Source organism: Aliiroseovarius sp. ABM4_368, from assembly GCF_056161205.1.
Genome location: NZ_JBSWYR010000001.1, coordinates 112,636 through 129,813, shown reverse-complemented (window position 1 = coordinate 129,813; position 17,178 = coordinate 112,636). Strand labels below are relative to the sequence as shown.

General features: G+C 59.5%; 16 protein-coding genes. 7 read left to right on the top strand and 9 right to left on the bottom strand.

Annotated elements, in window-relative coordinates; genetic code table 11:
• Positions 1-87: 87 nt before the first annotated feature.
• Entirely contained in the window at positions 88-1,155 is a 1,068-nt protein-coding gene (gene cysK, locus ACXAH3_RS00645; protein ID WP_474860134.1) for a cysteine synthase A, read from the bottom strand.
• Positions 1,156-1,514: 359 nt separating this feature from the next.
• Between cysK and ptsP the strand changes: the two genes are divergently transcribed.
• Together ptsP and ACXAH3_RS00635 are read left to right on the top strand one after the other, a co-directional pair.
• Entirely contained in the window at positions 1,515-3,761 is a 2,247-nt protein-coding gene (gene ptsP, locus ACXAH3_RS00640; RefSeq protein WP_474860133.1) for a phosphoenolpyruvate--protein phosphotransferase, read from the top strand.
• A 186-nt stretch (positions 3,762-3,947) separates the two neighbouring features.
• Positions 3,948-4,319, top strand: coding sequence for a hypothetical protein (locus ACXAH3_RS00635; RefSeq protein ID WP_474860132.1), 372 nt, complete (start codon positions 3,948-3,950; stop codon positions 4,317-4,319).
• 27 nt (positions 4,320-4,346) lie between these two features.
• On the opposite strand, the gene ACXAH3_RS00630 is transcribed toward ACXAH3_RS00635, so the two are convergent.
• The gene (locus tag ACXAH3_RS00630; RefSeq protein ID WP_474861131.1) at positions 4,347-4,853 is read right to left on the bottom strand and encodes a GNAT family N-acetyltransferase; all 507 of its coding nucleotides are present in this window, start codon (positions 4,851-4,853) and stop codon (positions 4,347-4,349) included.
• Positions 4,854-4,934: 81 nt separating this feature from the next.
• Between ACXAH3_RS00630 and ACXAH3_RS00625 the strand changes: the two genes are divergently transcribed.
• Both ACXAH3_RS00625 and ACXAH3_RS00620 read left to right on the top strand, forming a co-directional pair.
• Entirely contained in the window at positions 4,935-5,540 is a 606-nt protein-coding gene (locus ACXAH3_RS00625; RefSeq protein ID WP_474860131.1) for a flavin reductase family protein, read from the top strand.
• A gap of 93 nt (positions 5,541-5,633) precedes the next feature.
• Positions 5,634-6,284, top strand: a complete 651-nt coding sequence (locus ACXAH3_RS00620) for a CatB-related O-acetyltransferase (protein ID WP_474860130.1) — start codon at positions 5,634-5,636, stop codon at positions 6,282-6,284.
• Positions 6,285-6,403: 119 nt separating this feature from the next.
• Here the strand turns inward: ACXAH3_RS00620 and ACXAH3_RS00615 are convergent, their stop codons facing one another.
• Positions 6,404-8,062, bottom strand: coding sequence for a SulP family inorganic anion transporter (locus ACXAH3_RS00615; protein ID WP_474860129.1), 1,659 nt, complete (start codon positions 8,060-8,062; stop codon positions 6,404-6,406).
• 157 nt (positions 8,063-8,219) lie between these two features.
• Here ACXAH3_RS00615 and ACXAH3_RS00610 point away from each other — a divergent pair, with 157 nt between their 5' ends.
• The 3 genes from ACXAH3_RS00610 to ACXAH3_RS00600 are packed head-to-tail and all read left to right on the top strand — an operon-like array spanning position 8,220 to position 10,641.
• Complete coding sequence (locus ACXAH3_RS00610; protein ID WP_474860128.1) at positions 8,220-9,089, top strand: S-methyl-5'-thioadenosine phosphorylase; 870 nt, start codon at positions 8,220-8,222, stop codon at positions 9,087-9,089.
• Positions 9,086-10,114, top strand: a complete 1,029-nt coding sequence (locus tag ACXAH3_RS00605; protein ID WP_474860127.1) for a DUF418 domain-containing protein — start codon at positions 9,086-9,088, stop codon at positions 10,112-10,114. Before ACXAH3_RS00610 ends, ACXAH3_RS00605 begins: the two co-directional genes overlap by 4 nt.
• Entirely contained in the window at positions 10,111-10,641 is a 531-nt protein-coding gene (locus ACXAH3_RS00600; RefSeq protein ID WP_474860126.1) for an adenine phosphoribosyltransferase, read from the top strand. Before ACXAH3_RS00605 ends, ACXAH3_RS00600 begins: the two co-directional genes overlap by 4 nt.
• 221 nt (positions 10,642-10,862) lie before the next feature.
• On the opposite strand, the gene ACXAH3_RS00595 is transcribed toward ACXAH3_RS00600, so the two are convergent.
• From ACXAH3_RS00595 to ACXAH3_RS00570, 6 genes are all read right to left on the bottom strand, one after another.
• Positions 10,863-12,275, bottom strand: coding sequence for an FAD-binding oxidoreductase (locus tag ACXAH3_RS00595; RefSeq protein WP_474860125.1), 1,413 nt, complete (start codon positions 12,273-12,275; stop codon positions 10,863-10,865).
• Between the two features lie 102 nt (positions 12,276-12,377).
• A complete protein-coding gene (locus tag ACXAH3_RS00590) occupies positions 12,378-12,962 on the bottom strand; it encodes a GNAT family N-acetyltransferase (RefSeq protein ID WP_474860124.1) in 585 nt (194 codons plus the stop codon).
• Entirely contained in the window at positions 12,962-14,224 is a 1,263-nt protein-coding gene (locus ACXAH3_RS00585) for a M16 family metallopeptidase (protein WP_474860123.1), read from the bottom strand. The genes ACXAH3_RS00590 and ACXAH3_RS00585 overlap by 1 nt, the downstream gene beginning before the upstream one ends.
• On the bottom strand, positions 14,221-15,618 hold the full coding sequence (thrC, locus tag ACXAH3_RS00580) for a threonine synthase (RefSeq protein ID WP_474860122.1): 1,398 nt from the start codon (positions 15,616-15,618) through the stop codon (positions 14,221-14,223). Before thrC ends, ACXAH3_RS00585 begins: the two co-directional genes overlap by 4 nt.
• A gap of 14 nt (positions 15,619-15,632) precedes the next feature.
• Complete coding sequence (locus ACXAH3_RS00575) at positions 15,633-16,301, bottom strand: SURF1 family protein (protein WP_474860121.1); 669 nt, start codon at positions 16,299-16,301, stop codon at positions 15,633-15,635.
• Positions 16,302-16,377: 76 nt separating this feature from the next.
• Positions 16,378-17,178 carry a cytochrome c oxidase subunit 3 gene (locus ACXAH3_RS00570; protein ID WP_474860120.1) on the bottom strand — a complete coding sequence of 267 codons (801 nt, stop codon included), beginning with the start codon at positions 17,176-17,178 and terminating at the stop codon, positions 16,378-16,380.

The window sequence follows — 17,178 nt, the reverse complement described above, 5'->3', positions numbered from 1 at the left end:
AAGCAACCAGAGGACTTGTATCAACCCATGAGGGTGACAAAACAGCCCACCAATCCAGCGGGCTGTTGTTCGTCTATCGCGTCGCGCTTACATCTGTCCGTAAGGCGTCGAGCGCGAGATTGCCAATTCGTCTTCGCTCATCACTTCTTCGACGCCTTCGAACAGCGGGGTCGAGAGGTAGCGTTCGCCGGTGTCGGGCAGCATGACGAGGATGTTGGACCCTTCCGGGGCATTTTTTGCGGTCTCGATCGCGGTGGCGAAGGTTGCGCCTGCCGAGATGCCGACGAAGATGCCTTCCTCGGCGGCCAGACGTTGGGACCACTTGATGCCGTCCGGGCCGGGGACCGAGGTCAGTTCATCATAAAGCCCGTTGTCAAGCGCCTCTTGCAGGACGTGGGGGATGAAGTCCGGGGTCCAGCCTTGGATGGGGTGCGGGTTGAAGTCCGGGTGGCCTTCGGTGGGCTGGTTATCTTCGTTGCGGGTGTTCACGTAACCGGACGCGACAAGTGCTGCATTGGCCGGTTCGGTCAGGATAATCTTGGTGTCGGGACGTTCTTTTTTCAGAACACGCCCGATACCCGTCACGGTGCCGCCAGTGCCATAGCCGGTGACCAGATAGTCCAGACGCTCGCCGTCGAAATCGGCAAGGATCTCGCGCGCGGTGGTGTTTTCGTGGATGTCGGCATTGGCGTCGGTTTCAAACTGACTGGCAAGGAACCAGCCATTGGCCTCGGCCAGTTCTTTGGCTTTGGAATACATGCCAAAGCCCTTGAGTTCCTTAGGCGTCAGAACGACCTTCGCACCAAGGAAACGCATCAGCTTGCGCCGCTCGACAGAGAAGCTTTCAGCCATCGTCACAACCAGCGGATAGCCCTTGGCCGCGCAAACCATGGCAAGGCCGATGCCGGTATTGCCGGATGTGGCTTCAACCACCGTTTGGCCGGGCTTCAACGCTCCGCTGGCTTCGGCGGCTTCGATGATGTTCAGGGCAAGGCGGTCCTTAACGGATCCGGCTGGGTTGAACGCCTCCATCTTCACGAAGATATTCACGCCTTCAGGCGCGATGCGGTTGATGCGGACGGTCGGCGTGTCGCCCACCGTGTCCAGAATGCTGTCATAGCGCGTGCCGCGCCCATTGGTCTGTCGGGGTGCCATGGAAAGGTCCTTTCACAATACACTGGTTTCGTTCTTTGGAACAAACTTAGGCGACGAACCGCGCAGCCAAAACCCACTCACCCGAAAAAGACTGAAATTCACGTATCGCAATACGCCCCCCACGCTTCGTCCCACAAACCGTCACAGAGGGATATTTCTGTTCCGCACATTCGCTGGCCCGAGCGCGCAAATTTCATGCACGGTGCTAGGTGTGTCAAAACGCGCGATAATTTGCTGATGCCTCTGCCACGTGTTTCTGGCATAGGTGGCAACGAGCCGCTAGGATAAGGCTTGATCAAACGGCGCGCGCCCCGGGCTCGGGACTGCCCAGACGCCGTGATAAACAGGGATAGATGAAGATGGCAGAAGGCCAAACAAGCGACAGTCGAAAGCTCTTGGTTAGCCTGCGCGAGACCCTTGCGGCAGCATCCGAAGGGCAAGAACGGCTGGACCGCATCACATCCTTGATTGCAGAAAGCCTTGGGGTCGAGGTGTGCTCGATCTATCTGTTCCGGGACGCAGAAACGCTTGAGCTGTGTGCGACTGAAGGCTTGAACGCAGAATCCGTGCACCAGACGCGCCTGCGTGTGGGTGAAGGTTTGGTGGGGCGCGTGGCGCGCTCGGGCCGGGTGGTGAACACGGAAGATGCTCCGTCAGAGCGCGGGTTTCGGTACATGCCGGAAACCGGGGAAGAGATCTATTCCAGTTTCTTGGGCGTGCCCATCCAGCGACTTGGCGAGAAGCTGGGCGTGTTGGTCATTCAGTCAAAAGAGCCGCGGGTTTTCTCGCCGGATGAAATCTATGGCATCGAAGTTGTCGCCATGGTGCTGGCCGAAATGACCGAGCTGGGCGCTTTCGTTGGTGAAGGCGAAGCGATGGGCGCACTGCACCAACGCCCTGCCATGTTCAAGGGATCCGTCGCGCAAGAGGGTGCTGCCGAAGGCCATGTCTGGCTGCACGAACCGCGGGTGATTGTGACCAACCCGGTGGCGGACGACCCGGATATCGAGTTGAGCCGCCTGAACGACGCAGTCGACATGCTGCGCGTGTCGGTGGACGAGATGCTGGCGAATTCGCAAACCACCGACAAGGAACAGATGCAGGTTCTGGAAGCTTACCGGATGTTTGCCAATTCTAAGGGCTGGATGCGCCGTATGGCTGATGACATCTCGCGCGGGTTATCCGCCGAAGCCGCGGTCGAGAAGGAACAATCCTCCGCGCGCGCCCGGATGAGCCAAGTACCTGACCCTTACCTGCGCGAACGGCTGCATGATTTGGACGATCTGTCGAACCGGCTTCTGCGCATTCTGACCGGACAAGGCAAGGATACCGGGGCCGAAATGCCAGAGAACCCGATCCTGATCGCGACCAATATCGGGCCGGGGGAGCTGTTGGAATATGGTCGTGGGCTGCGCGGCATCGTGCTGGAAGAAGGCTCGGTCGCCAGCCACGCCGCGATCGTGGCGCGCGCATTTGCGATCCCTTTGATCATTCAAGCCGGCCATATCTCGACCGAGGCCTTGAACGGCGACCATATCCTTGTGGATGGCGAAGCGGGCGTCGTGCATCTGCGCCCCGAGGACACGATCGTCACGGCCTTCCGAGACAAGATGGCGATGGAGGCCAAGCAGCAAGAGCGTTATCGCAGCTTGCGTGACAAGCCTGCAATGGGCCTGTGCGGAACCGAGGTAAAGCTACATATGAATGCAGGGCTGATGGCCGATCTTCCGTCGCTGGAAAGCTCGGGTGCACATGGGGTAGGCCTGTTTCGCACCGAATTGCAGTTCCTGACCGAAGACCGCGTACCACGCCGGGGGGATCTGGCCGCGACCTATGCCCGCGTGATGGACGCGGCCAAAGGCAAGCGGGTGACCTTCCGCACGCTCGATATCGGATCGGATAAGGTGCTGCCTTACATGAACCCTCTGGACGAACCAAACCCGGCCTTGGGTTGGCGCGCGATCCGCGTGGGCTTGGACAAGCCGGGCGTGATGCGGATGCAATTACAGGCGCTTATCCGCGCCGCCGCTGGGCGCCGCTTGACCGTCATGTTCCCCTTCATCGCGCAGCTAGACGAATTCCGCGACGCCCGAGAAATGCTTCTGGCCGAGATCGAGCGCGAGCGTGCGCTGGGGCATATCCTGCCCGAAAACGTCGAGATCGGCGCGATGCTGGAAACCCCTTCAATGGTGTTTGCCCCGCAGCAGTTTTTCGAGATGGCGGATTTCATCTCGATCGGCGGCAATGACCTGAAGCAATTCTTCTATGCGGCGGACCGGGAAAATGAACGGGTGCGGCGGCGTTACGATACGCTGAACGTGTCGTTTTTGAACCTGATTGAAGAGATCGTAAGCCGTTGTGACGCGGCACGCACGCCACTGAGCTTCTGCGGTGAAGACGCAGGCCGCCCGCTGGAGGCTGTGTGTTTCTCTGCCATTGGAATGCGGCATTTGTCGATGCGGCCGGCCTCGATCGGGCCGGTTAAGAGCCTGATAAGACGCACCAATCTGGAAGACCTGCGCGAGGTAATCGACACAGCCCGCCTCTCAGGCGAGCAATCGGTGCGCCCGACGGTCAAAGCATGGTTGGCGGAAAACGCGACCTGAGATGAAGTTTTTTCAGGGATGTGCGCCCTGTTAGGCAAATCTTCAGACAATTAGAACAATGTAAGAACAGCAACGCGAGCGTTTCGGGAAAACCGGCAACGGGACCGATCGATCCGCACGCATCCTGAAAGACATTTGGCGGTCTCAGCCCGGTTTTTCCCGGCCCAACCGCGTTAGGAGAAGCCTATGCTGTTTCGTGTTTTATTTACCGGCATTTTCACTGGCACCATCGCTGCCGTCACTGCTTTTTCGCAAGGATTTGGGATGGTCCCAGCCCTTATGGCCTATGGGTTTTTCGCGGCCTTCGCCGTGATCGGAATGGGCGTTCTGACACTGACTGCTCCCAAGCACCCTGCGCCGTCGCATCAATGGAAGCTCGACCGTTCCCGCGATCATCGCGCGCAGCGGATCTGGCATCCACTGCCGCAAATACGGCGCAGCCCCTATTGGCAGGAACGGCTGGAAAGTATGGCGCGCCAGACCATTGGCACTCAGTCAAAGCCAGCCTCTGTCGGGGTGTTTTCTTCTGTACGACGCAACCAAGCGTCGTTTCGTTAAGGCATCCAGGGGCCTTGGCGGTCCTGGCTAGGGCTGGACCGCCTCATAGCGGCGTACATCGCCTTGAACCCCAGCCCAAGATCCGCTTGCCTGATCATAGGCCAAGACCCGATCAGGGTTGGTGGGCGGAGGCATTACAACCCCGTCCAACCGGGTAAAGCCGAACCGTTGATAATAAGGCGCGTCCCCGACCAACATCACACGATCCCAACCCAGCTTGGCGGCCCGTCCGATGCTTTGACGGATCAACTGCCCGCCCAACCCCTCGCCTTGACGCGTTGGGTGGACGGCCACCGGCCCCAGCAAAAGCGCGTTGTGTGTGTGATCGCCGACGATGGAAATGGGCCAATACCGGATCGCCGCCGCTAACACCCCGTCTGCATCTCGGGCAACCAAAGACAGATCGGTGATCGGCGAAACGTCATCGCGCAAACGATAAGATGACAAAGCCTCGCGACCGGGCGCAAAGCACAAGTCATAAAGTGCTTCGACCTCCCACCAGTCATCTTGGGTTTCCTGCGCCAGGTGATACAGCGGCCCGCCCTCGTCTTGCCTTTGGCTTCTCGTTCTGTTCCTGCTATCACGGCAAGGCTATGAAACGGAAGGGATAAGCCCATGTTCTATCAACCCGAAAACGGGCACGGACTGCCCCACAATCCGTTCAATGCCCTGATCGTGCCGCGCCCGATCGCATGGATCACGACGCGCGATACCGAAGGCCGCGACAACCTTGCACCTTATTCCTTTTTCAATGGGGTCGCATATGAGCCGCCTCAGGTGATGTTTGCCACGACCACGGGCAAGGCGGATCGGCAGATGGGAAAGGATTCGCTAGATAACATTCGTCAGACTGGCGTGTTCTGCGTGCATATGGTGTCCGAGGATTTGACCGATGCGATGAATATCAGCGCGGGAGTCTACGGGCGCGAAGTGAATGAGATCGACAAGGCCGGTCTGGATTGGGTTCCTTGCGAAACCATCAACGCCGCCCGCCTGCCCGCCGCCCCTGCCGCGCTTGAATGCAAGCTGACGCAAATCACGCAACTGCCGGGCGAGGCAAATCACGTTTGTTTTGGCGAGGTGACAGGCGTTCATATGCGCGACGATTGCATAATCGACGGGACATTTGACATCACCCACGCACGACCTCTGGCGCGGCTGGGGTATCGAGACTACTCGGTGGTGCGTGACAAGTTCGAATTGAAGCGCCCCGAGGAATAGACGCTTCCCCACAAAGCGGCTAAACTGTCGCAAACAATGGAGGGTGACATGGATTAAGTGGCTTGAGACTTCGAAACATTCAAAGGAGATCACATGCCCTATGCCCTGCCAGACGCCAAACGCGTCCACCCTGTCACCTTGCCCGATGGAACCCTTCATCCCGGCACGGTTTTCCTGTCAAACGTAATTGATCAATCCAATATCGATGTGGGTGAATTCACCTATGCCTCGGATTTTGATCCCCCACCGCCCGACGGCTGGGCCGGACGTTTGGCCCCTTATCACTTCCCTATGTCTGAAGGGCAGCTTTCTATTGGGAAGTTCTGCCAGATTGCACATGGTGTGCGGTTCATAACCGCGTCGGCCAATCACGAATTTGCTGGGTTAACCAGTTTTCCGTTTGGGATATTCGCGCTGGCAGACGTTGCAATGGAACAACCGGACAAACGCGACACAATCATCGGGAATGATGTTTGGCTGGGCTACAGTGCCATCATCTGCCCAGGCGTGACCATCGGCAACGGCGCCATCATTGGTGCGGGTGCAGTGGTGCGTCAGAACGTGCCAGATTACGCCATCGTTTCAGGCAACCCCGCCCAAGTCGTGCGCATGCGCCTTTCAGAGAAAGACATCGCAAGAATAACCAAACTGGCTTGGTGGGATTGGCCAGTTGATCACATTGCCCAAGCGCGTGACGCGCTTGAAGCTGGTGATCTGGATTGCCTTGAACGTCTCGCCCCTTAAAGTCCCGGCGCAGCCTCGGTCCATGCCCTAGACTGTCGACCCTCAGGTCGTAAAGGTATCCGGGTATCTCTGCCAACGAAAAGGGCGCCCGCGGCGCCCTTTATCCAGTCAGGTCGGGCTCAGTGCCCGCCCAAAATGCCTGTGCGGACAGAATAGTCTGCGGCAACCTCGTAGTCCGGGTCGTCGTCGCTGTCGACCACAAGGTGGCCCGCCTTTGTCAGCAGGTCATGACAGTCGCGGCTGAGATGGCGCAGTTGTACCTTCTTGCCCAACGCTTCGTACTTGGCGGCGACGGCCTCGATCGCTTGCAGGGCGGATTGGTCGACAACGCGCGAACGAGCGAATTCAATCACGACGCGGTCGGGGTCGTTTTTGACGTCGAAAAGCTCGATAAATCCATCGGACGACCCGAAGAAAAGCGGACCTTCTACGTCATAAATTTTGGTGCCATCTTCCTCGCGGGTGATGGCTTGGATGCGGGCGGCAGCGTTCCAAGCGTAAGCCAGTGCAGACACGATCACACCGACCACAACCGCAACGGCAAGGTCTTCATAGACGGTGACGGCAGTCACAAGCAGGATCACGAAGGCATCTGTACGCGGCACGCGGCGCAGAATTTTCAGCGAGTTCCAAGCGAAGGTGCCGATCACCACCATGAACATGACGCCGACCAGTGCAGCCAGCGGAATCATCTCGATCCAGCTGGAGGCGACGACGATGAACAGAAGAAGGAATACCGCGGCGGCGATGCCCGCGATGCGCGTGCGACCGCCCGAGCGGACGTTAATCATCGACTGACCGATCATAGCACAGCCGCCCATACCCCCGAAGAAACCGGTAATCACATTGGACGTGCCTTGCGCGATACATTCTTGCGACGCACCGCCACGTTGGCCTGTCATTTCACCCACAAGGTTCAAGGTCAGCAGGCTTTCGATCAGGCCAATCGCGGCCAGGATCACGGCATAAGGCAGGATGATCCACAACGTTTCCAAAGTAAACGGCGCAAGCGCGGTGCCATACAGCCCCTCGCCCGTGCCGAACGGGTTGTGGAAGCTGGGCAAACCGCCCTTGATCGAAGCCATGTCGCCCACGGTCGGCACGTCGATCCCGAATGCAATCACCAGCCCAGCCACAACGCCAATCCCGGCCAAGGGTGCCGGGATGATCGAGGTGATTTTCGGCAGCCCCCAGATGATCAGCATCGTCAAACCAACAAGAGCCAGCATCATGAAGAGCGGAGTGCCCGACAGCCATTCACCGCCCGCAGCACCATGGCCCGAGACATCAACTGTTCCCGGCACCTTAAACTGGGTCATTTGGGCCAGGAAAATAACGATGGCCAGCCCGTTTACAAATCCCAGCATCACAGGGTGCGGCACCAAGCGAATGAACTTGCCCCAATGCATAACCCCCGCAAACACCTGCAAAAGTCCCATCAGGATCACGGTCGCAAAAAGGTATTCAACGCCGTGTTGGGCCACAAGTGCAACCATGACAACAGCAAGCGCCCCGGTGGCACCCGAAATCATGCCCGGACGACCGCCAATCACGGCGGTGATCAACCCGACCATGAAGGCCGCGTAAAGACCCACCAGTGGGTGGACGCCAGCGACAAAGGCAAAAGCTACGGCTTCGGGCACCAAAGCCAAGGCCACAGTCAGGCCCGAGAGCAGCTCGGTCTTGATGCGCGACGGCGTCAATGCCTCGCCGGGCGATAGGCGCAAATCAGGGCGTTCGATACGATTGGCAAAACTTGCCAGCAGGGCTCGGGCCACGGGGTCACCTCATGTAGGAAATTGTTCGCGATGGCGCTATCTAACGGCTTCGGGCCTGTCGGGCAATGCCTCAGTTGACTTGCTGCCCTGCAACAATTGCATGGCGCGGTGCGTGCCTGCGCGATAGGCTGCGACCGAGACAAAGCAGGAGACAGGCATGGACACGCATATCGGGATCATTGGCGGGTCGGGCATTTATCAGATGGACGGGCTGGAAGACGCGAAATGGGTCGATGTGGACAGCCCGTGGGGGTCACCGTCTGATCAGGTTCTGATGGGCCGGTTGAACGGCGTGAAGATGTCTTTCCTGCCGCGCCATGGGCGGGGGCATGTGCACAGCCCCTCGGATGTGCCGTATCGTGCCAATATCGACGCATTAAAGCGGCTTGGGGTCACGGATGTGATCAGCGTATCAGCCTGTGGGTCGTTCCGGGAAGAGATGGCCCCGGGCGATTTTGTTATTGTAGATCAATTCATTGACCGCACCTTCGCCCGCCCGAAAAGTTTCTTTGGATCGGGCTGTGTGGCCCATGTGGGGTTCGCCCATCCGACCTGCCCACGCCTGTCTGCCGCCTGCGCCGGGGCCGCCCGCGATGCCGGTGTCACAGTGCACGAGGGCGGGACTTATCTGGCGATGGAGGGGCCTCAGTTCTCAACGTTGGCCGAAAGCCGGATGTATCGCGACCAGTGGGGCGCGCATGTGATTGGTATGACCAACATGCCCGAAGCGAAGCTCGCCCGCGAGGCCGAGCTGTGTTACGCCTCGGTTGCGATGGTGACGGATTACGATTGTTGGCACCCCGATCATGACGAGGTCGACGTGGCGCAGGTGATCGCCACGCTGACAGGCAATGGTGACAAGGCCAAGCGGATGGTTGCGGGTCTGCCAGCGTTGTTGGGCCCGGATCGCGCGCCCTGCCCGCATGGGTGCGACCGTGCGCTGGACTTGGCCATCATGACCGCACCAGACAAACGTGACCCAGCGCTGTTGGCTAAGCTGGACGCAGTGGCGGGCCGAGCGTTGTGAGCCGTCTGCACGGGGTCGATATTGCCCGCTATTTGGCCTTTGTCGGCATGGTGCTGGTGAATTTTCGCATCGTGACCGAGGTGAATTCGGGGTCCGATCTCGGCTCGCTGATCACCAACAATTTAGAGGGACGCGCCGCGGCGTTGTTCGTGGTGCTGGCAGGGATTGGGGCCAGTCTGGGCCGCGCGCCGTGGCATCTGACCCTACGCCGCGCGCTTTTTCTGTTCGCCGTTGGCATGTTGAATATGCTGATCTTTGAAGCAGATATTCTGCATTTCTACGCGCTTTATTTCCTTGTCGCGATGGGCTTTATGCGCCGGTCTGATACGTGGCTGCCGTTGGGTGTGGCGGGGTTCGTTCTGGCGGGCTTTATCGCGCAGATGATGCTGGATTTCGACTGGGGCTGGAACTGGAACACACTGAGTTATTCTGGGTTCTGGAGCGTCGATGGCTTCTTGCGCCATTCGCTCTATAACGGCTGGCATCCAGTGTTCCCGTGGGCCGCGTTCCTGCTGTGGGGCATGTGGCTGGGCCGGTTGGCGCTTGGCCGGCGATCGGTTCAGATCGCGATGGCTCTGGGTGGATCGCTGGTGGCAGTTGGCGCGCAAATGGCGAGCGCAGAGTTGGTGAGCACCCCGGAAATCGGAGCGTTGTTGACGACCAAGCCTGTTCCCGCTGGGCCGCTTTACATGCTGGCTGGTGGGGCCTCGGCCACGGTGGCATTGGGGGCTGTGCTGCTGCTCACGCCGCTTTTACTGGCACTGCCTGTGATACGGCGGCTGTGCGACGGGATGATTGTGGCCGGCCGCCAGACCCTAACCCACTATGTTGCGCATATCGTGATCGGGATGGTAGCGCTTGAGGCGTTTGGGCTGCTGGATGGATCGCTGCGCCCGATGCAAATTTTCTGGATCTCGATCGCCTATTGCACATTTGCCGCGTTGTTCAGCTGGCTGTGGTCGCATAAGTTCAAACGCGGGCCGCTTGAGGCCGCGATGCGATTGATCACCGAGAGGAAAACATGAAATCCGTCAAAGACTATATCCGCACCATCGTGGACTTCCCGCATGAAGGGATCCTGTTTCGCGATGTAACCACATTGTTCGCTGACCCCCGCGGGTTCCGCATGGCGGTGGACCAGATGCTGCACCCCTATGCGGGCATGCAGATCGACAAGGTGGTCGGCCTAGAGGCACGTGGGTTCATTCTGGGCGGCGCGATTGCACACCAACTGACGCTGGGCTTTGTGCCTATCCGCAAGAAGGGCAAGCTGCCCGGTGCGACCCTGTCCGAGGCCTATTCGTTGGAATATGGCGAGGCGGTGATGGAGGTCCATGACGACGCGATCCAGCCGGGTGAAAAGGTTCTGCTGGTCGATGATCTGCTGGCCACAGGCGGCACAGCCGAGGCAGGGATCAAGCTGATCGAACGTCTGGGCGGCGAGATTGTAGGCTGTTCCTTCATCGTTGACCTGCCGGAACTGGGCGGGCGTAAGAAATTGGAAGGACTCGGCATGGGCGTGGATGTTTTGTGCGAGTTCGAAGGGCTGTGAACCTTCCCTTAACCAATAGATCCTAACCCTATCCCTGCCCGGCCGGAGCCCGGGCGCTACTTGAGCACAAAGTTAAAGTGCAACGCCCCGCTTACCCGGCGGGGCGTTTTCCGTTTTGGGGTTTTGGTGGCTCACTTGGTGAGCCTGTGGGGGCGTTGCCCCCGCCAGCCCCTTCGGCGCGGGCTCCCCCAAGGTATTCTTCGCAAGAGGAAGGGTAGGAGTTATCTATTGATTGGAAAAATCACACCGGGGTTCATGATCTCATTCGGATCTAGCGCCTTTTTGATCGCGCGCATGGCGGAAAGGCGGGCGGGGTCTGCGTAGCGGGCAAGCTCGTCCGTTTTCAAGCGGCCAACGCCATGCTCGGCACTGAAAGATCCACCATGATCCGCCACAAGGTCATAGACGGCGCAGCGTATTGCGTCGCGTTGGGGTATGTAGGCGGCTTTGTCACCCCCGGCGGGTGGGAATACATTGTAATGCAAATTACCGTCGCCGAGATGTCCAAAGGCGTTCACACGAAAAGGGCCAAGGGCGGCAAGAGCGGCGTCCGCACGGGTCAAGAAATCGGGGATCTCGGAAAGGGGCAGTGAGATATCATGCGAGCTGATGGCCCCCACCGATTTGTTTGCCAAGGGAATTTCCTCGCGAAGCTTCCAAAGGGCAGCGCGTTGCGCTTGGGATTGCGCGATGACGCCATCGTTGACCAGACCAGCAGTTTGGGCGGCTTCGAAAAGCACCATAAGGGCTTCTTGCGGATCGTCGGAAGGGCCAAGTCCAAGATCGATTAGAACGGACCAATTGGGCGGTTGAGCAAAAGGTTGCGGGCCACCCATCTGCGCTTCGGACAGGAAAGCCAGCCCTGTGCCTTTGATCAGTTCGAATGCGCTGATCCCCTGCCCCAACTGGGATTGCGCCATCGCTAGAAGTTCCAGCGCGGCGGGCGGATCCTGCACAGACAGAAGCGCCGTGCCAGTTCTTGAAGGACGTGGGAACAGGCGCAGGCTGGCGGCAGTAATAACGCCCAACGTGCCCTCGGCCCCGCAGAGAAGCGCGCGCAGGTCATAGCCCGTATTGTCCTTGCGCAACCGTTTCAGACCGTGATGGATGGTGCCGTCTGGCAACACGGCCTCGATCCCCAGACAGAGGTCGCGCGCGCTGCCATAGCGCAAAACGTTCACGCCACCTGCATTGGTCGACAGGCAGCCGCCGATACGACATGAGCCTTCCGAGGCAAGTGACAGCGGGAAAAGACGATCCACATCCTCGGCGGCGGATTGAATGTCGGCCAGAATGGCACCGGCTTCGACCACCATCACGTTCTCAGCCCGATGAACGGCGCGAATACGGGTCATACGCGCGAGGCTCAGGATCACCGGGCACGCGGCTTCCATCACCTGCCCGCCGACTAGCCCGGTGCCTCCGCCATAAGGCACGACCGGAACGTGCGCATCGTTGCATGCCCGCAGGATGGTGGAGACCTCGTCTGCAGATCCAGGGGCTAAAAGCAATCCACCATCGCCATGAAACAGCCCACGCGGCTCTTCCAGATAGGCGGGGGTCATGGGGCGAAAGACGGCATCCGGAAGCGCGCTACGCAACCGTGCTTCAAACGCGGTGTCTGCCTTGTTCACGCCTCGGCCCCTCTTTTCCTTGTTCTAAATATCCAGTTGCCGCGCGGCACGCGTGGCCACCGCGACCGGCGAGCGCTCCCGCAGGGGGCCGAGCCGGTCGCCCTAGCCCGCTTGCGTACGCCCGCGTCGGTCTGAACGCAGGTTGGCATAGAGCACGTGATTGCGCCAGCGTCCGTTGATCTGAAGGTAACTCTGCGCCACGCCTTCGTATTTGTAACCAACCTTTTCCAACACCCCACGCGAGGCCGCGTTTTCCGGCAAACAGCCCGCTTCCAGACGCGACAAATCCAGCTCGTTAAAGGCGTAATGGACCAGCGCCTCCAACCCTTCGCGCATGTATCCACGCCGCGCAAAGCGTTCGCCGATCCAATATCCTGTGGTTCCGGCCTGCGAGGGGCCACGGCGGATATTGTCCAGCGTCAAGGCACCCAGCAGCACACCGTCCTGCCTGCGAAACATGAAAAGTGGAAGCGCAGTGCCTCCTGCGACCGAGCGATTGGCCCAGTATACGCGATTTGTGAAGCTTTTGCGTGTCAGGTGGTCGGCAGCCCAGGTGGGTTCCCAAGGCGTCAGAAAGTCCCGGCTTCCGACCCGAAGGGCAGCCCATGCGCGATAATCGCCGTGCATGGGCGGGCGCAGGGTCATGCGTTCGGTTTCGATCCGAACCTTCTTGGGCCGCACAAACATCAGGCGGCGCGCCTTTCCATCAGAGCCTCCAGCGGCTCGGCCTTGGCTGCGGGTCCATAGACCGCCATTGCCATCGCGGCCTGCGACAAGGAAGCGCCGAAATCGCGCAGGTCTTGCAGAGTGACGGCCTCGATCTTGGCGACGGTATCGGCCAGAGTGGGGACTTCACCCCAAATCCCGACCAGTCGCGCCATGCGTTCGGCGCGGGCCGATGGACTTTCCAGCCCCATCAAAAGCCCGGCTTTCATCTGGGTTCGGGCGCGTTCCAATTCACGGTCTGACATGTCGGACGCGGCGCGTTTCAATTCGTCAATGCACAGACCCGACAGGGCGGCAATGTCATCGCCCGACGTGCCCGCATAGACGGTCATCATACCGGTGTCGTCATAGCTGCCCAGTTGCGAGAAGATCGAATAGCACAGCCCGCGTTTTTCGCGCACCTCTTGGAACAGGCGCGAGGACATGCCGCCGCCAAGCGCTGAACTGAACAGCTGTGCGGCATAGAAGCTGTCGTCGCGATAGGACGGGGCCTCGAATCCCAGCGTGAAGTGGACCTGTTCCAAAGTATCGTTCACTTCGACCCGCGAACCCGATGTCCAGCGCGCCACATCTGGCACCAGAGCGGGACGTGGGGCCAATGCGCCAAAGGCGGCTTCGGCAAGCCGCAGGATTTCGTCGTGGTTCACCGCGCCAGCAGCGGACAGGATCAGTTGATCGGGGCCGTAATGCTGGGACACGAAGCCCGACAGGTCGTCGCGGCCAAAGGACTTCACACGCTCAGACGGGCCAAGGATGGTGCGGCCGATGGGTTGATCCGGGAAGGCCGCTTCTTGCAGCCAGTCAAAGACCACATCGTCTGGAGTATCCAGCGCTTGACCGATTTCCTGCAGGATCACGCCGCGTTCGATCTCGATCTCGGATGTGTCAAATACCGGGTTCAGCACGATGTCGGAAATTACATCGAGCCCAAGCGCCACGTCGTCTTTCAACACGCGCACGTAGTAGGCCGTCACCTCGCGCGAGGTATAGGCGTTGATGTACCCACCCACGTCTTCGATCGCCTCAGCAATCTCAAGCGCGTTGCGCTTTTGGGTGCCCTTGAAGGCCATGTGTTCAAGGAAATGCGCGATGCCGTTCTGGGCCTGCGTTTCGTGACGCCCGCCCGCCATGACCCACACGCCCAATGAGGCACTTTCCAGCCCCGGCATGTGTTCGGTCACGACGCGCACGCCGTTGGGTAGTCGGTCCTGACGCACGCTCATGCAGGGGTGGCCTTTCCAGTGCGCTCTAAGATCAGTGATTTCAGCGCGTCCAGATCGTTGGCCAAGCGGGTCACACGCTCGTCGCGGTCAAAGAGACCCGCCATGCGCGGCGGCAGGGGGGCGTCTTGACCACAAGCGTCTTTCACGGCGGCAGGGAATTTCGCGGGGTGTGCGGTGGCCAGCGTGATCATAGGGCTGTCGCCCAAATTCTCGTTCGCGACTTTGACGCCAACGGCGGAATGCGGGCAAAGCACTTCGCCAGTGGTTGCGAAACTGGTCTTGATCTGCGCCATGGTCTCGTCTTCCGAAGCACGGCCCGAGGTGAACTGCTCCTTCAAGAACTCCATCGCACCTTGGCTGATCGCAAACCCGCCATCCTTCAGATCGTCCATCTGACCGGCCACAGCTTTGCCGTCGCGGCCATAGGCGTCAAACAGCGCGCGTTCAAAGTTCGAAGACACTTGAATGTCCATCGACGGGCTGATCGAAGGCGTGACGCCCGCTTTGGTATAGGCGCCGGTTTCCATTGTGCGGTGCAGGATGTCGTTCTGGTTGGTGGCGATTACCAGTTGGTCGATGGGCAGGCCCATCTTCTTGGCGATGTAGCCCGCGAAGATGTCGCCGAAATTGCCGGTTGGCACGGTAAAGCTGATCTTGCGATGCGGCGCGCCCAGCGACACTGCAGAAGAAAAATAATATACCACCTGCGCCAGCACGCGCGCCCAGTTGATCGAGTTCACACCCGCCAGCTTCACGCCATCGCGGAACTCGAAATCGTTGAACATGTCTTTCAGGCGAGCTTGGCAATCATCGAAGTCACCGTCGACTGCCAGCGCGTGCACGTTGCTTTCCGAAGGGGTGGTCATCTGACGGCGCTGTACTTCGGACACACGGCCATGCGGGAACAGGATGAACACGTCGACCGCGTCCAGACCCTTGAAGGCTTCGATGGCAGCCGAACCAGTGTCCCCGGACGTCGCGCCCACGATGGTCACCTTCTCGCCGCGACGGCTGAGGGCCACTTGAAAAAGCTGCCCAATCAGTTGCATTGCGAAATCTTTAAAGGCCAGCGTCGGTCCGTGGAAAAGCTCCAACAGGAAGTGGTTGGGACCCAGCTGTACCAACGGCGCGCGGGCGTCGTGGCCGAAGCCTGCATAGGCCTTGGCGATGATCTCCTTGAACTCGTCGTCCGTGAAGGCGTCACCCACGAAGGGGCGCATCACGCGAAAGGCGATATCTTCATAAGACAGGCCAGCCAGAGCAGCGATTTCGTCAGTCGACATGGTCGGCACGGTTTCCGGCACATAAAGGCCGCCGTCACGGGCAAGGCCGGTCAGCATGGCGTCTTCAAAGCTCAGAACAGGTGCGTCGCCGCGGGTCGAAATATAGCGCATCAGAAGTGAGTCCTTCAGGTGTTTCGGCGTTTCTTACGCCATAGCAGGGCAAGTGTCATCACCGACCATGTGAGCGCCAGCAAAAACCACGTCCCTGCATATTCAAGATGACGGTTGGGGACGCCCTCGGATGTGACCGGAAGCGGCTGCACACGTGGTTCCGCGGGGGTCATCTGGCGGGTGATAACAAAGACGGGCCGGGTGCCCAGCGTGTCGGCCATCTGGTCAATATCGCGGGCGAACCAGGTATTTCCAGCCACATCATTGTCCGGGGTCGAGCTGCGGCGATCGTCAGGCCAATGCAGGTTGCCTTCGATGGAAACGGGGCCTTTGGGCGCGGGAGGCACCTCATCCGCCACGCGGATGTACCCCCGGTCGATCAGGATCGCGCCTTGGTCCGTCTTCAAAGGCGAGATCAGGCGATAGCCTGCCCCCGCCTGTTTGGTGGACACCAACACACGCAGGGTGCCATCGCCAAATTCGCCCAAAACGGTGACCGGCAGATAGGTATCACGAGAGTTGTCTGGCTGTGCGGGCAGCGCCACCGGGTCGGCCGCGATGCGGGCGTCGATCTCGGCCAACACGCCCTCTTTCCATTTCAGACGCTGCACTTGCCATGTGCCCAGCCCGATGAACAGGGCCAGCACGGCGAGGGACAGGATGATGGCAATGGCTTGACGCATGGCAGAGTTCCGGAACAAGAAAAGGCGCGAAGGTTTCCCCTCGCGCCCATTCATTAGGACTATTCGCTGGTCAGGTTCAACCGCCCCAGATGTAAACTGCGGCGAACAGGAACAGCCAGACAACGTCAACGAAGTGCCAGTACCAAGCGGCGGCCTCGAAGCCGACATGGCTTTCAGGTGTGAAGTGACCCTTCATCGCGCGCAGAAGGCAGATGAACAGGAAGATGGTGCCGACGATCACGTGGAAGCCGTGGAAGCCGGTGGCCATGAAGAAGTTGGCGCCATAGATGTTGCCCGAGAAATCAAAGGCAGCGTGGCTGTATTCGTAGGCTTGGAAGATGGTGAAGATCACACCCAGGATCACCGCCAGCGTCAGACCCCAGACAAGGTCTTTACGGTTGTTTTCATGAGCGATTGCGTGGTGTGCCCAGGTAACGGCACAGCCCGACAGCAACAGGATCAGCGTATTGATCAGCGGCAGGTGCCAGGGGTCAAAGGTCTCGATCCCAACCGGCGGCCACACACCGTCAATCTTGGGCGAGCCTTCGGTCATCGGGTACATGGCGTGCTTGAAGAAGCTCCAGAACCACGCAACGAAGAACATAACCTCGGACATGATGAACAAGATGACGCCATAGCGCAGGCCGATTTTCACGACCGATGTGTGGTCGCCTGTTTCGCCTTCATGCACAACGTCCGACCACCATGCGAACATGACGTAAAGAACGCCAGCCAAGCCGACGAAGAACAGCCAGGGGTTGCCTTCAGCCATCCATTTGACAGCGCCAAACAGCATGACGAAGCCAGCCACAGCGCCCAGAAACGGGTTTACCGAAGGCGGCAGAATGTGAAAATCGTGGTTCTTTGCGTGTGCCAT

Bases quoted from the DNA above. Each gene is read 5' to 3' on its own strand.
- ACXAH3_RS00570 (WP_474860120.1), bottom strand. From the start codon at position 17,178: ATGGCACACGCAAAGAACCACGATTTTCACATTCTGCCGCCTTCGGTA.
- ACXAH3_RS00625 (WP_474860131.1), top strand. From the start codon at position 4,935: ATGTTCTATCAACCCGAAAACGGGCACGGACTGCCCCACAATCCGTTC.
- cysK (WP_474860134.1), bottom strand. From the start codon at position 1,155: ATGGCACCCCGACAGACCAATGGGCGCGGCACGCGCTATGACAGCATT.
- ACXAH3_RS00620 (WP_474860130.1), top strand. From the start codon at position 5,634: ATGCCCTATGCCCTGCCAGACGCCAAACGCGTCCACCCTGTCACCTTG.
- thrC (WP_474860122.1), bottom strand. From the start codon at position 15,618: ATGCGCTATATTTCGACCCGCGGCGACGCACCTGTTCTGAGCTTTGAA.
- ACXAH3_RS00590 (WP_474860124.1), bottom strand. From the start codon at position 12,962: ATGTTTGTGCGGCCCAAGAAGGTTCGGATCGAAACCGAACGCATGACC.
- ACXAH3_RS00575 (WP_474860121.1), bottom strand. From the start codon at position 16,301: ATGCGTCAAGCCATTGCCATCATCCTGTCCCTCGCCGTGCTGGCCCTG.
- ACXAH3_RS00635 (WP_474860132.1), top strand. From the start codon at position 3,948: ATGCTGTTTCGTGTTTTATTTACCGGCATTTTCACTGGCACCATCGCT.
- ACXAH3_RS00585 (WP_474860123.1), bottom strand. From the start codon at position 14,224: ATGAGCGTGCGTCAGGACCGACTACCCAACGGCGTGCGCGTCGTGACC.
- ACXAH3_RS00600 (WP_474860126.1), top strand. From the start codon at position 10,111: ATGAAATCCGTCAAAGACTATATCCGCACCATCGTGGACTTCCCGCAT.
- ptsP (WP_474860133.1), top strand. From the start codon at position 1,515: ATGGCAGAAGGCCAAACAAGCGACAGTCGAAAGCTCTTGGTTAGCCTG.
- ACXAH3_RS00610 (WP_474860128.1), top strand. From the start codon at position 8,220: ATGGACACGCATATCGGGATCATTGGCGGGTCGGGCATTTATCAGATG.